The sequence below is a fragment of the Glutamicibacter sp. NPDC055354 genome, assembly GCF_053644955.1.
In genome coordinates this window covers 2,117,716-2,132,230 of sequence record NZ_JBSHMB010000001.1, presented here as the reverse complement: position 1 = coordinate 2,132,230, position 14,515 = coordinate 2,117,716, and the positions used below count along the sequence as shown (strand labels likewise).

Genomic DNA, 14,515 nt, shown 5'->3' with positions numbered 1-14,515 from the left:
ATGCTTCCGGAAAACGGATCGGGGCGGAACCCGGCACCCGCCTGATTCCGCCCCGATCACCGCTGCGTGCAGGTTCAGCTCCTGCGCTAAGCCAGCGCGCAGGCGCTAGCGGGTTTGCCGGCCGCCTTCCCAGCCCTCGGCCTGCACCTGTTCCTTGCGCAACTGCGCTTCGAGGCGTTCTTCCTCGATGACTGTTTCCTTTTCCAGGCTGACCCGCTCAACTGGCTCAACAGTCTTCTCCACGACGGGGCGCTCCTCGTGCAAGGTCACCTCCTGCTCGTCCTCAGCCAGTTCTCCGCTGGCGCCAGCGGCTTCGGCATCCGTGAGGGGCTCGCGCTCAAGCCGCACTTCCTCATGGCTCACCGGCACGGTGGTTGCCACATTCTCGGTGACCACGTGCTTGCGCAGGCGCACCTTGCCGGTTTCCATGCTTTCGGTTCCCACATGCAGCCGCTCCTCGGAACGGATGGCAGATGCCGGGGAGGTGCCGTCCACCGGATCACGCACGTCTTCCCGCGAATACTCGGCGCGGGCATCGGTCTCCGGGATGCCGGGCTGCACGGCGGCCTGGTCAGCTTCCTGGTAGGACAGGCTGTAGTAGTGGTAGAGCTGCTGTTCCTGCTCTGGGGTGAGCTGGCCCTCCGGATCGATGTTCGGGGCGTCCTTGACGGTCTGCTTGTCATAGGGCACCGAGAGCGTATCGCCGGCGACGGTTGCCTGGCTGAGCGGAACGAAGCTCTCGGAGAGGCCGAAGAGGCCCGTGCGGACGGTCGCCCATTCCGGCTGCCCGCTGCGGTCGTCAAGGAAAATCTGGCCGAATTTGCCGATCTTCTGGCCGTCGGGGCCAATGACGGTGCCGCCAATGGCGCTGAGTTCCTGAAGTTGTTCTGTGCTGATCATGGGTCTGTCCTCCTGCTGCGTTCGACTTCGGATCAATCCGGTAATTCCAGTCCGGCTGGCCAGTGGCCGGCCGGCTGAAGCTGCGCCTCCAAGTGGGCGTGACGGCCCGCAGCTTGGCTTCTTGCAGTGCTTCGCCGAGCCGCGGTGATTAGAGCGTGGCACACTTTGCAAGCCCTTGCGCCGGGGCTTGTGCTTGCATGGCCGCAAGCTCAGTAGCAGCTGTGAAAAGCGGTCAGCAGGTGCCCGGGGCAGCTATCGGGCGTAGGGCGAGGCGGGTGCACGGGTGGCTGCGGACAGCCGCGTCCGCAGCTGCGGCGAAGCTGGAAAATCGCTGGGTTTCCTGCCGGGAACGGCCGTCCTTGGCCAGCTGCCGTCTAATGTTCAGTTCGTATTGCTGCCCAGGGAAGGCGAACCAGCATCCATGACCAGGACCTTTGGGATCGAAGAGGAATTCTTCCTCGTGGATCCGGAAACTGCCGCCCCGGTGCCGATGTCCGATGAGCTCAGCGCCCAGCTGCTTGGCCTCGATCTGCAGGGCACCACGGTCCACCGCGAACTTCTGGCCAGCCAGCTGGAAATCGTCACCGGAATCTGCACCTCTGCGCAAGAAGCCGTGGAAGCGCTGGTGCGGCGGCGCGCCGCCATTGAGCGGATATGCCGCGAACACCAGGTGCTTCCCTTTGCGTCGGGAACGGCGCTGGGGCTTCCGAGCACTACGGAGTTCACCAAGGGCCAGCGCTACGCAACCATCCACGAGTTCGTCCCGGGGATCGCCCGCGAGCATTTCATCAACGGACTGCACATCCATGTGCATGTCCCGGATGCCGCCGCCGGAGTCCGGGCGCTGAATGCCTTGCGCGGCTGGCTGCCGCTGATTGCAGGAATGGGCGCGAACTCTCCGATCTGGAACGGGGAGCCGACCGGCTTCGCCTCGTGGCGGACGGTGCACTACCGCAGATGGTCTGCGGCAGGCATCCCGCCGGCTTTTGCGACAGCGCAAGAATACCAGCAGCGCATTGAGGACATGATCACCTCCGGGGCGCTGCTTGATCCGGGGCATATCGGCTGGTTCGCCCGCTTGTCGGTGAACCATCCGACCATTGAAGTCCGGGCGGCGGACACGCAGATGGCAGCCAGCGAATCGGTGGCCCTGGCTCTGCTCATCCGGGCCATTGTGGATACCGCTTCGGAAACGGACAGCCCTGCCACCACGGCAGCGTCCGAAGTTCTCGACCTGGGCCTGTGGCAAGCGGCGAAGTCGGGAGTGGAAGGCACCTATTTCGATAGCGAAGCCAGGACTCCCGTGCCTGCCAAGGCCATGACCCAGCGGGTGCTCGATTACGCGGGCCGTCAATTGCAGCGCAATGGCGATGAACAATTCGTGGCCGATTACCTGGACTCGCTCGCGAATTTCGGCAATGGTGCCACGTGCCAACTCGAGAGCTGGAACCAGGGCGGAGTGAAGCAGGTCGTGGCTGATGCCGCCAAGCTGTTCGCGCAAGCCTGACAGGTTTTTGCAGGAGCAGCGCGAACAACCAGGGGAGCGGCGCGCATGGAGAAATACCGCGGGTTCGGCAGAGGCCTACTATCAAGGCAGGGAGTCGATCCTGCATGAACGGCCAGCACTGGGGTGCTGGGGCGGAGGAAAGTGATTCCTGCATACTCGCAACATCGAGGGGGAATCATGAGCACTCCAGCTGCAGTACCCGGGCGCATGACCAAGGAGCAGAAACGCGTCGCGGGAGCGACCATGGTGGGCACCACCGTGGAGTGGTACGAATACTTCATCTACGCCAATGCAGCGGCCCTGGTCCTGGCCCCGCAATTCTTCACTCCCGCCGAAGCGTCGCTGGGCTCCATCATCGCTTTCGCCACCGTCGGCATCAGCTTCCTCTTCCGCCCGTTGGGCGCGATCGTGATGGTCCGGGTGGGCGACAAGTACGGCCGCCGAGCGGTGCTCATCATTACCCTGGTCCTGATGGGCGTCGGCACCACATTGGTGGGCTTGCTGCCCACCTATGCGAGCATCGGCATCTGGGCTCCGATTCTCCTGATCTTCCTGCGCATCGTCCAGGGCTTCTCCGCAGGCGGCGAGTGGGGCGGTGCGGCATTGATGGCAGTGGAGCACGCGCCGGATCATGCTCGCGGCAAGTTCGGCGCCTTCCCGCAGCTCGGCGTTCCGGCGGGCATGCTGCTGGCTTCCGCGGTCAGCGCCATTATCGCCGCCGTTCTCTCCCCGGAGCAGTTCATGGCCTGGGGCTGGCACATCCCGTTCCTGCCCAGCTTCGTGCTGATCCTCATCGGCTACTACATCCGCCAGCGCGTGGAGGAATCCCCGGTCTTCGAGGAAATGGCCCGGACCAAGCAGACCGAGTCGGCCCCGCTGTCCACGCTGTTCAGCAAGCACCCCAAGAAAGTCATCCAGGCGACGCTGGTATTCATGGGCAACAACACTGCCGGGTACATGCTCACCGGCGGCTTCATCCTGGGCTATGCAACGAACAAGCTGGAACTGCAGGCTGGCGACATCCTGAACATCATCACCATCGGCTCGCTGGCCTGGCTGATCTCCACCTGGATCGGCGGGGTGGTCTCGGACCGCATTGGCCGCAAGAAGATGTTCATCATCGGCTGGGTGCTGCTGGCCTGGCTCTTCCCGCTGTTCCTGCTTATCGAGACACGAAACCTGGCCTGGGTCACCGTGTCCCTGGTGGTCTTCGGCGCTTTCATGGGCTTCTCCTACGGCCCGTTGCCGGCGCTGTATGCCGAGCTGTTCCCGGCCCGCATCCGCCTGAGCGGTTCCTCGATCAGCTACGCCCTGGGCTCGGTGATCGGTGGCGCGTTCGCCCCGACCATTGCCGCGGCGCTGGTGGGCCAGTTCAATACCACTGTGGCGGTCTCCACCTACCTGTTCATCTGGGTAGGCGCCTCGCTGATCGCAACCCTGACATTGAAAGACCGCACCGGAGCTGATCTATATCCGCAGGAGGGCATCGCCGGCGAATCGGGAGGCCACACAGAAGAAGCCGGGCCCGAGCATTTGTGAGCACTGGTGGGGAAAGGGCAAGTAGCTGCCCGTAACATCTCCGATACAAACTGCTGATAACTTGTCGCTCATGACGTTGTCCATTGAACCCGCAGACTTCGAGGATCCCTCCCTGGGAGCCTTCCTCGAAGCCCACCTTGCTGACATGGCGCCGCAGTCGCCGCTGGAGTCCCAGCATGCATTGGACCTAGGCTGCTCTACGCCAGCCAACCGTCCGGCTCTGGACAGCGCAGAAGGACCAGCGCATCGTGGGCACTTGCGCGTTGGCGGTATTGGAGCCGGGCCACGAGGAGCTCAAGAGCATGCGGACGGACCCGGACTTCCGCGGGCAAGGCGTCGCTTCCCGTTGCTGTTCCATGCTCTGGAAGATGCCGCGCAGCGCAAGCTACCGCGCATATCCCTTGAAACGGGAGCGATGGAGTTCTTCGCACCTGCACGCTCGCTGTACCGGAAGCACGGCTTCAAGCAGTGCCAGCCCTTCGGCTCCTATCGGGAGGACCCCAACAGCATCTACATAACCCGGATCCCTGAACTGAAATAGCTCTGGGGCAAATGCCATGAAGGACACCAAATTTGGTCGATTCCGGGCAAAGCAGGAGTGCCGAGGAGGTTTGGCTGCTTGGTAGGTCGTACCGGAGCGGAGCTGTGTTCGCATGACCGGGCAGGCATCGGGGATTCGGGCGAGGAAGCAGGGCCGGATCACTTGTGACTTTTCTGGTAGTACAGGTTAAACCAGAGTGGCACGACTGAATCGTTAGGGATAGGCCCGGCTGCCGGGCTCAGGACCAGATGCGGAATAGGATGGGCTGATGAATCCATCCCCGTATCTGCAAACCCGCCGCCGCCTCGTTGCCGCCGCGCCATCAGAGATCTTCGAACTGCTCAGGGATCCGGCCATGCACCCGGTCATCGACGGCTCCGGAACGGTGCGGGCCTCGAACGCGAAGGGATACAAGCTCACTCTGGGCAGCGAGTTCGGCATGCAGATGCGTCTGGGGATCCCGTACCGGATCAGCAATTCTGTGGTGGAATTCGAGCAGGATCGGCAGATCGCCTGGCGGCACTTCAGCGGGCATCGGTGGCGCTACCAGCTGGAACCTGTCGGGTCAGGGACAATGGTCAGCGAAACCTGGGACGCGAGCCGGGTGCGGCACCAATGGCTGCTGCGACTGATGGGCTTCACCCGGAGCACCGGGCCCAATATGGAACGCACCCTGGAACGGCTGGCCGCGCAGTTCCCCGGCGCTACTGAATGAGGGGCCCTTTACCCTCAGCAGCTCGTCAATGACGAGTCAATACACCGTGCAGCGCCTCAGCGACGCATGCTTGCGCAAGTTCGCCGAGCTCGTCTGCGGTCCGCTGGGAAACACCGCAATCCGGAGCGAATCAACTGGTCGTCTTCACCATCAAGTGGGTGCTGGTGCTCCTCATCGTGGTTGCCGCATTGTTGGCCGCCCCTGCCGATAACGCCTGCGGCTGTATGGCTGGGGCGGCACAAACGCCTAGACCTGGGCCTGCTATTCAAACTGGACCGCACTCTCCGGGGACCGTGAGTTCGCCGATGATCGATCCAGGGGTGCCAAGGGTCCGGCACTAACAATCGGATTCTTCAGGCGGTGTGTGCTGCCTTCGAGAGACAGCTCGTCGATGTTATCGCGTCAGGTCTCAACACCAACGAACTCCAGCACCCGATCTATTCCGCGGCTCATGGTCGTCGCGGCATAGTCGAGCCGCATGGAGATGGACTGGATGGAGAATTCTGGTTTTTGCAGGGATTATTCCGGTGCAGAGGTAAGCATGCGGAAGCACTAAGAGCGCAAACCTCTACGACAGCTAACTGACTGGATCCTTGCGCTCACGGTTCCGTTGATCCTTGTCGCATGGCTTGGTGCGCGCTTGACTCCGGGCGAATGCAGAAATGGCCGCTGATCGTCCACGCCTTCGGTGTGCGCATTGCCAGTTACTTCCTGAGCGTCATCGGACCTAATCTCTTATTTGATTCCAAAGTCGAATCCACCTTGTTGGTGATGCCCGAACCGCTCTCTCAAGAAGTTGCCGGTGCTGGTTAATTCTGCCGATGTCTGGCTGTGGCGGGTGGAATGCAGGGCCTCAGCCTGTCCAAGGAGGAGCCGAAGTTGCTCAACTAGTTCCTCATTGGGCGTTCGTCCATTTGGCTGTCGGCTTTCAAGCATGCTCGACGGTATGGCCAGAAATCCCTGAAGAACCGCCGGCAGGTAATCTTTCACCATAGCTTCCAGTTCATACTCAAATCGGGCATCGGCGGACGGCTGACGGCTTTCCGCGTCGATAACCGAGTCCAGCATGTGGCAGGTTTCCAGGATAGTTACGTAGGTGTCAGCGGGGAAGCGGTGCTTGTTCTGCTTGGCCTGCGAACTCACCCATGTCAGAGCGGTCGACAGATCACCCGACGCACCGGCGAACGAAGTTGCTTGCTCTTGGACCAAATCGTCACGGCGCGGTTTCCGTACTTTTTTAGGAAGCCAGAGATCGCGAAGCATGTAAGATCGCACGGTCGAGAAGCCCATTGCCGCTAATCCGGCAAAAGCAGCAAGGTCGCCAGAAAGGGAAAGGGCAACAATGAAGACGACACTGTAGATCGCACCTTCAATAAGCACCTTCTTGTTCTTGGCGCCCATTCCGATTAGGAGCACAAGTAAGGCGATGAGAGGAAAAAATAGGACAGCGAGCGCTACCTTGACGACGTTCCCTACAGTGAGACGCGAGACCACTACGCCCTCCGTGGGTGCGTAGTGGCGACGTCTGAGGCATGACTACGCTCTAGCTGATGTCGCGCTCGACCTATCTGACCTTCGAGAACCTGCACCGTCTGTTTCATCGACTGTGCTGCTTCGATCTTGAACCTATCGATCTCGTCCATGGCTTGGAAGACATTGTCGAATGCTTGTTGCAATTTGGCGGAGTCGATCGTGGTTTGGGCGGAATTCTTATGAATCGCCGTGCCCTGGGATCGAAGGACTTCTGAGGTTGAGACGATCAAGTCCGAGGTGGTTGAATTGAGGGCATCAATTTGCGCCAGCACAATCTTTTGCTGAGCCAAAGCCTGCGCGACTATCACCGCGACTCGAAGTGCCGCGAGAGTGGTGTCCAACGCCCGATCCACGCCCTTGATCAACTCAGAGTTGTTCTTCTTGACCACATCAAGAGCCAGATATCCTTGGACGGATACAGCCATCTGGGTCAAGAGGTCCTGGTGACGTTGGCGGACGTAGTAGAGGGCATCGGCTTCCATTGTGGTCGCGTCCTCCGATTTGCCCACATTGCGTAACTCGACAATCTTCTGCTCCAGCCCGTTTCCAAGATGACTCGCGAGCACGGCATAGTTCGCCAGTTGCCCCATCGCTGCCCAAAGAGCATCTCGTTCGGTCTGGATGGCGGCGTTATCCTGCCTCAAATCGTCCTGACCACCTTTAAGTGCCTTGGTGATCGCATCAAGCTGCTCTTGGGCTGACTCGTACCTCTGGAAGTAGCGCTGGATGGCGCTGCCACCGGGCAAGAATCGAAGAATACGCCGTGCGCCAGTCAAGTCATGTCGCTTGGGGTCTAGCTCGGTCACGATTTGTCGCAGTTCCGCCAAGGTGTTGCCGGTACGTGACGCGGGGTCCGTGCCGGTCGCCGCGAGGGCGGCCGCGGGCCGCTTCAACATGCGGTTGGATGCGCCACTGGCCTGTTGCATCGTCCCCTCGCCTAACCGGGTCAACTGAGCTAACTTGGTCTGAAACTCAGGGCTTTGGAGTGGTGTAGCCAACAGGTCATCGAGGAAAGTTTTGGCGTTCTCCGCGTGCTTCTGCTGTGCGTCGGCATCCACCAGAATCATGCCACCGACCTTCTCCGGAGCGTGAACCACTACCTCAACGATCGGCTCCGGCGGGTCCAACTCCAGTGGGTTTCCTGCCTGCGGGGACGAGGCCGAGCCGAGGTCTAGCGGGTTCAACACTATGTGCTCCTTAGGGGATTCTGAGGCAAGTTGCAGTCAACTAGGGTTTACTTGTAGGTAACAGTAATTTGTCGGAAATCACCGCTGCGATGGAATCCAAAATTACCTCATCTTGAATTCTAACGGTTGTTGCAACACCCTGATGTCTTCACTTGCTTCGGCATACCGGCCATCGCGGATCGGTCTTCAACTCCGGATTGTTGAAGTTCGCCACTCCTTCGTTAAGCGGACCAGAGAGCTGATGCGCTACAACTCTGCTGCAGCCCTCGCCATGCGGTCAGATCATCAACCCTTGGTGGCTTGCATATCCCAGGTCCTGCCTCCTGTGTCCAGCCGCTCAATAGGCCCAGTGGAAGGCCGTCTACGGTGGGTCTGCGCCGGCTGGAGGTGAAAGTTTTGGCGCTGCTGCGATAGCATATGGTGCAGTCTGCGGCCGAGTACCTCTTTAACCTCAGCCGGCCGCCCGTCTCGTGGGTCTACGGCAGGTTAATAACGATCATCCACTCGGTTCTAGGCCATCACGTAACGGACCTATTTGCTAAAAACACGCTGCGCTGGTGGACGACGCCGACATTCCAATATGAAAATTCAGGGTGGGAATCACGGAAAACTGCTCAGGCAAGAAACGCCGCCACGGTAGCTGGGCGCTCAGAGAAGTCGTCGGGTGGGAAGAGAACCCCAAGGAGGACATATGGCTGGTGGTTCCCGGCTTCATCGGACTAACGTAATCACCCCATTGAAGAAGCCCGCAGGCGGCGGGAAACTCATCGACCTTGATAAGGCGTCTAGCAAGCAGGTCGGACTGATCCGCTCTACCGTGAACGGGCCATCGCGCACCTGAAAAATGGAAGATCGTCGTATATCGTGCCAGGCTTTAAATGGTTGCCGAAGGTCATCCGTCCAGTAGCACGGCCGGAATACTTTCGGATCGACTGGTGGTCAAAACAGTCCTGAATAATGAACACAAGACCCGTCTTCCTACCGGAAAGACAGGTCTTGTGTTGTGAGCTACTTTACGGGCTTATCAAAAGTGATTGTGGTGTATTCAGTTTCGATTTGGTCGTTTAATTCCCGTATTTTGAAGCCAGTGGCCTCGGCATCTTCTGGAAGCAAGTAAACATAGCTCATGTCAGCTTTTAATCCAGGCTGCAGGCTGTCGCCGCATTGGGGATTGTTCTCCAAGTCGGAAAGGTCATCAATTTCATCAAACTCGCGATTCTGGGAGTCGATCGCCTTAGCCTCGATCATCCAATTACAGGTCAAATCCTTGGAGGCATTGCTGGTGTTCTCAACCAAGGTGTCTATCCGCAAAAACTTACCGCCCTTTTCGGGCCTCTCATGGGTAATCTTGGCTGACACGTCACCGGCTTCGTAACCCGAACGGTTCATCGGGATGGTCTCGGCGATTTCCACTTTGTTTACGGTCAATGTAATACCACCGTTGACGAGCTTTTGGCCGGCTTTTCCGTCTCTGCTGCTCCCGGCGTCGGCTACGTTCCCGGTGACTTGCGCTGCTTCGGAAGGGGCCTGAGTCGACTCGTTTGCTGGAGTTTCGGCCGCCTCAGAAACGGTCTCAGTGGCCGTAACCGTGGCAGACTCCGATGACCCACCGGATTCGCATGACGTCAATTCAAAAAGTGTCGTAATACTCAAGGCAGTGCAAGCCGCCGCGGCGACTCCGTTCTCGGGGGCTTGTGCTGCTTCGGCGGATGTCTGAGTCTTCTCCTTGACAGGCTCCGATGACTCACCGGAGGCACACGAGGTCAGTGCCAGAAGTACCGTAAGACTCAAAACAGTACTTGCCAATACGATGTTTTTCAAAAATTCCCCTGGTTATGTGCGAGATTCCGGTGCAGATTCGACAAGACTAAACTGTAGGTACGCAAAAACTGATTTGCTCCCGAAAGTTTATTCAATTCTACTGTCGGACATCGACAAGTTGGTCTCCAGAAACTCGAAAATTAGTGCACGGTGTCGAGCAGTTCATATCGGGCTAAGCACTTTGGATTGTCTTATTGGGACTTGACCGCATTTAGGTGCAGGTGAAGCGTTATTCCAAAGGCAGCAACATTGGCCGGGAAACGATCCAGACGTTCGTCGGCTCACTGCATGGCGGGTCGACGACCAAAGGCGTGCCTATCGCGATCAGAGTCTTCACCGGAATGCCATGGCTAAGCATCAGGTATCCCTACTCGCACGATTCTGGTCGACGGCAGGCGGCTTGTCTCATTCATGATCAAGTATCGGCTCGGAGTCCATAATGACAGAAGCAACGACGTCGTAGATATCGATGAGGACTTCTTCGAGTAGGCCAGCAGTGGCTAGTCGAGGGATGCTGCGACATACTCTGGAAACCAGATCTTGACCATGGCTTCGATTCTGTCGCCCTTAAGCAAAAGCCGGTCCGATGCGTCATCGAGGCTCTGCAGCAAATCCTCGAATGAAATTTGCTCAGATTTCAAACGTTTGGCGACCGTCGAAGGCCGCAATCGACCCTTTCCAGTTCTTTGTTGCGTGATCTGACCCATGCGCGTCTTGTCGGTCTTTGTCTTGATGACGCCGCTGTCGACCAAGATAGGCGGGTAGAAGTAATCATCGTCGCAGAAGAAAACGATGTCACCGCGCTTGTATTTTTCCTCGGACGAATCTAGCTGAATGGCATCGGTCCGGAAACCGGTCACTCTAGCCGAACCGGACATTATTTCAGCGATCTCCTCTTCGACCAGATCTGCCTCAACTCGAAACGCCAGATAGACCCTCCCCAGCTGCCACGGGAAGTCATGCGGTTCCTGACCGGGCTTGGTGACTCCCGTGATCTCCTGTCCCGACTTACTGTCGTTGAAGAGTTTCTTTAGGTCCTCGACCTTTTCTGGCGTGATTAAGGTTCCCATCTGCCGTATTTCGTGTTCTACGAAGGAGCGAACTTGCTTGCGTATCGCCTTATTATCCGAGACCACGACGGCTTCGGACGATTTTGCCGATGTCGTGGAGGCGTTGGCTGAGCCGACAATAGCGTGGGAGTCAGTGGCGATAACCTTGGCATGAAGACGTTCGGAGCTGTATACATCGACGCCGCGCAGTATGAACTCTTCAATTGCATAGGGATTGGTGGCGTGTGCAGCAATATTTCGCGCCCCCGCATTGACCACCAGAACATCCTTGCTCCCCAGAGGAAGAAGCTGCGGGGCATCTTGACCCAGGAAAGCAATCGCAGCGTGCGTTTTTCCGGCTCTCGAAACTAGGGCTGTAATTTCCGGCCAGACGTACTCTGCGTGAAAAATCGTTGTCATGCCTCCCATACAATCACCTGTCAAGCGGAAGGGCACCAAAGGCGGCCCAAGAGAACGGACAGTTTTCTTAATGTATTGATTACCGGGGTTGCAGTAATCACGCGACGCTGGTGTGGATGCGACCTTCGACTTGAACTACCGGGTGGCGCTGTAGAAGCAGGTAGACAAGGGAAAGGCTTGCCGGAAGACCCGAATCTAAGCGATTCGGTTGCTTCCCCGCTGCCGACGCCAGATCTGGGTTACGAACGAGCGAATCGGCTAGCTGGGTTTTCATGAGTGGCAATTCTAAATCAAGGGTGACTTGCCTTGAACTGATACTTCATACCGACTAGCACCCGTGTCGTTCGGAGTAAGATGGCGAAGACGCAGAACGTGGACACCTTTATTTTCCTCCATCTCGACGACGCAACTGAAAACCGCGGAGTATCAGGTCGCCGAAACAATTGAGGACATGATTTTTCTTATTTGGTCAGCGGACACATAATCAAATCATTAGTTCGTACGGTGTTCGGAGAATTTAAAACATATAGCTGTGTTGCCAATGGAAAGTGCGAGTGAAAGGTCGAAGATGACGCTCGAGGTTGTTGGAGGCGGCACCAGCGCTGTTGCTTCGTCGGCTCATGGGGCATGTGAGCGATTTCGGGGGACTGATCCACTAATTACCGGGATGACTCGTCGAAAGCTTGCGAAGGCAGTGGGTGCCACCGAAACGATCGGAACAATTCCGCAAGCGCGATGGATGCGTGCGATGACGTTCGAGCGGATGGTTCGCAACGAAAAATTTGCGGGACAGATTGCAACGCGCACTGTTGGTGCGCTGTCACTCGCTCGGCCGACTGAAGTCGTCACCGTGGACGCGCAGTCGAATGTTGGCCGGACGGCGCAGGTGCTTGAAGAGGCGCACGATCGTGCAATCAATACGGGCGCAGTCACTCTCATTTTTCAACTTGCGGTGCCGTTTGTGGGATTCGAGGGGACGCGTGCAACTGACGTTTTGCCCGATTTTGCTATCGTGGCGCCGGTTTTCGGTGACAAAAAATCATCCTGGCTCGTAGTGGGCGACGCAAAAGACTACGAGCGCGTACGGTCGCGCATTGATGACGAGCGCATGCTCAAAGGATTCCTGCAGGTCGCAGTTGGTGCCGAGTCGGCGAGGACCTGGTCGCGCCTGCCTAAAGACATGGGAGTCCATACCTTCGGTGTCCTTGCCGTGCCCAGAAATGCCTTCTTCCAGCCTGAACCTGTAGTGGAGAATCTGCACGACTACCAAGAAGAAATAAAATTGCGTATCGAGGAGCGCCGCCGTGAGGCTGAAGAGTCGGGCCACACGCCGGACCAGGAAGTACGCTCGCTCGTTCAGCATCTTGAAGCGACGTTCGACCCTGCGGCCTGCGCAAGCTGCACGCTATTCTCGTACTGCCGCAGCGAATTACGTCGTTCGCAAAGCCCTTCTGACCTCTTGATTGAGATTGGCATCAGCCGTGACGTGCGCGTCCATGCGCTAGGTCTCGTTGACGGTGTAACTGAGGTTGGTAATGTACCGGCATCCACGGCTGCGAATATCGCTGCAACCTTGACGGGCGTCGCGCAGTTGACGGGCCAACGCCGTGTCGACCAGGCAGGTATGCCCGGGACCATCAACGTTGTGATCGCCAAGTCGGATTCCGCACCGCTCGATGTTCACGGTATCGCGGTGCAGCGCGTCACGGGTGACGGACGGGGTGAGTGGGAATACACGACCTTCGACAACCCGCAGTCGCTTGAAACTCGCCGGCTCATTGTGAGGCGCATCGGCAACGCGCTAAACCAGGCCATGCGTGATCAACGTAAGGCTGCAGGGGCCGGAAGACCCGATTCAGTTCACCTCGTCGTCCCCGACAGTGACACGGCGGACGTACTTGTCACTATTGCCGACAACCTGGCAGGCATCGAACTGAGCCGCTTGCGTTGGCAACGAGACAAGGACCAGAGGCGTCCGGTGCTGACTTATGACGGTGAGCCAGCGACAGTTCCGCGCGCGATTTCCGAAGTGGAGCGTACAGCAATCGCGTTACTCCTTGAGGACGATCGTGGCCGGGCTTTCCAACTAAGGTCGCCCATCATTGACCTGCGTAAAGTGCTCGCGCGACGAATCGTTGCTGGCGGACCTGCCGTTAACTCAGGTCGTCTCGACTATCTCGTCGGGTGGGCGGAGGCCCGCGAAGCGGCACCGATCGAACATCGTAACTTCGCTGACCAGATCGAGGAGTCAACGCATACGCCTGGAGCCAGATTGACGAGCACGTCGTCAGATGAGATCCACAATGCGCTGGTTGGCCGTTCTGGGAAATCGAACGACGCGCCGGTCGCTGATCCCGTGCTGTATAAGAACCTTGTAACAAATGAGCTTGGGTACAAGGCAGGGATCCTCGAACGAGCACTGGACTCTCTCGATGGTTTTCAACCGTCCACGTTGCGCGCTGTGTACCGTGCGATTGAGTCCGATGCACAGGTGGTGTGGCGGAGACGCCTCACGCTGCACGCATCGGACCTGGTGCGTTTCGGTCGTACCTATCGTCCCTGGCGCAACTCGCTTGTGCCGATGATTGAGAGCGACGGAAACTGCGCTGATCAGCTGTTCGCGCTATCCAATCCACAAGCGGCACACGACCTCGCGTCCGATGCGGGCAATCGCTTCGTCTCCTTTGCTAAGGTTACGTCAGTCAACCCACTAGTGATCGACGTCGATTCACGTCGTATTACAGCAGAGTCACGCGTGGTACTCCTCACGCATAACGGTGAGGCTTGCGCTGAAATGCCTGGCGTTTCAGTCGATTCGAGTGGGCGCGGGACGTTCAAGATCAACGGTCTTGCCATCGGTCCGCTCGAATCAACCGACGAGGTCTTCCCGAAGCGACTGCGCTGGAATCCCCAAGTCGTTCCTAAGTTAGCAGCGGGCGATGAATTGGTAATTGCCGACTTTGCATGGTTCTCCGCGCTCAAAGGCAACAAGATACTTTCCGTGCAAAAACCGCAGCAAGACACTACCTCGGCGCCAAAGGACGATTGCCTGCCTGAGTCTTACGGAGACGATCCGCAGCTGCACCTGTGGTGCTGCCGTCCGCATGAGGATCGCGAGGCCGAGTTCTCGGATCTTTTGGCCGAGCGACGGGCGCGGGGCGAACTGAACCCCGAAACGTGGCCACCGGTGCGCGACGGCGATGGGTTCGAGGTCTCGGCGGACGGCGCCGCGGCAGGAAACCCCTTCGAGCTGGCACCAGTCCCTGTGCCAGAAGATCTGACACTGGATGACCTGGAGTGATC

At 58.4% G+C, this 14,515-nt stretch carries 11 protein-coding genes; 6 read left to right on the top strand and 5 right to left on the bottom strand.

Annotation, left to right across the window (positions count from 1 at the left end; all coding sequences use genetic code 11):
• Positions 1-105: 105 nt before the first annotated feature.
• Positions 106-900 (bottom strand): YsnF/AvaK domain-containing protein, encoded by a 795-nt coding sequence (locus ACWICV_RS09860; protein ID WP_454090298.1) that lies wholly within the window; start codon positions 898-900, stop codon positions 106-108.
• A 421-nt stretch (positions 901-1,321) separates the two neighbouring features.
• Between ACWICV_RS09860 and ACWICV_RS09855 the strand changes: the two genes are divergently transcribed.
• The 4 genes from ACWICV_RS09855 to ACWICV_RS09840 all read left to right on the top strand — a co-directional run bounded on the left by ACWICV_RS09855 (position 1,322) and on the right by ACWICV_RS09840 (position 5,202).
• Positions 1,322-2,407 carry a carboxylate-amine ligase gene (locus ACWICV_RS09855; protein WP_454090299.1) on the top strand — a complete coding sequence of 362 codons (1,086 nt, stop codon included), beginning with the start codon at positions 1,322-1,324 and terminating at the stop codon, positions 2,405-2,407.
• A 177-nt stretch (positions 2,408-2,584) separates the two neighbouring features.
• Positions 2,585-3,946 carry an MFS transporter gene (locus ACWICV_RS09850; protein WP_454090300.1) on the top strand — a complete coding sequence of 454 codons (1,362 nt, stop codon included), beginning with the start codon at positions 2,585-2,587 and terminating at the stop codon, positions 3,944-3,946.
• Between the two features lie 70 nt (positions 3,947-4,016).
• Entirely contained in the window at positions 4,017-4,487 is a 471-nt protein-coding gene (locus ACWICV_RS09845) for a GNAT family N-acetyltransferase (protein ID WP_454090301.1), read from the top strand.
• Between the two features lie 268 nt (positions 4,488-4,755).
• On the top strand, positions 4,756-5,202 hold the full coding sequence (locus tag ACWICV_RS09840) for an SRPBCC family protein (protein WP_454090302.1): 447 nt from the start codon (positions 4,756-4,758) through the stop codon (positions 5,200-5,202).
• A 735-nt stretch (positions 5,203-5,937) separates the two neighbouring features.
• Here the strand turns inward: ACWICV_RS09840 and ACWICV_RS09835 are convergent.
• From ACWICV_RS09835 to ACWICV_RS09825, 3 genes are all read right to left on the bottom strand, one after another.
• A complete protein-coding gene (locus tag ACWICV_RS09835; protein ID WP_454090303.1) occupies positions 5,938-6,603 on the bottom strand; it encodes a hypothetical protein in 666 nt (221 codons plus the stop codon).
• 92 nt (positions 6,604-6,695) lie between these two features.
• Entirely contained in the window at positions 6,696-7,922 is a 1,227-nt protein-coding gene (locus ACWICV_RS09830) for a toxic anion resistance protein (RefSeq protein WP_454090304.1), read from the bottom strand.
• Positions 7,923-8,930: 1,008 nt separating this feature from the next.
• The gene (locus ACWICV_RS09825; protein ID WP_454090305.1) at positions 8,931-9,743 is read right to left on the bottom strand and encodes a DUF4352 domain-containing protein; all 813 of its coding nucleotides are present in this window, start codon (positions 9,741-9,743) and stop codon (positions 8,931-8,933) included.
• 215 nt (positions 9,744-9,958) lie between these two features.
• Between ACWICV_RS09825 and ACWICV_RS09820 the strand changes: the two genes are divergently transcribed.
• A complete protein-coding gene (locus ACWICV_RS09820) occupies positions 9,959-10,183 on the top strand; it encodes a restriction endonuclease (RefSeq protein WP_454152486.1) in 225 nt (74 codons plus the stop codon).
• Positions 10,184-10,243: 60 nt separating this feature from the next.
• Here the strand turns inward: ACWICV_RS09820 and ACWICV_RS09815 are convergent, their stop codons facing one another.
• Positions 10,244-11,212, bottom strand: a complete 969-nt coding sequence (locus tag ACWICV_RS09815; RefSeq protein WP_454090307.1) for a phospholipase D family protein — start codon at positions 11,210-11,212, stop codon at positions 10,244-10,246.
• Between the two features lie 667 nt (positions 11,213-11,879).
• Between ACWICV_RS09815 and ACWICV_RS09810 the strand changes: the two genes are divergently transcribed.
• Positions 11,880-14,513, top strand: coding sequence for a hypothetical protein (locus tag ACWICV_RS09810; protein ID WP_454090308.1), 2,634 nt, complete (start codon positions 11,880-11,882; stop codon positions 14,511-14,513).
• The last annotated feature ends 2 nt before the right edge of the window (positions 14,514-14,515 follow it).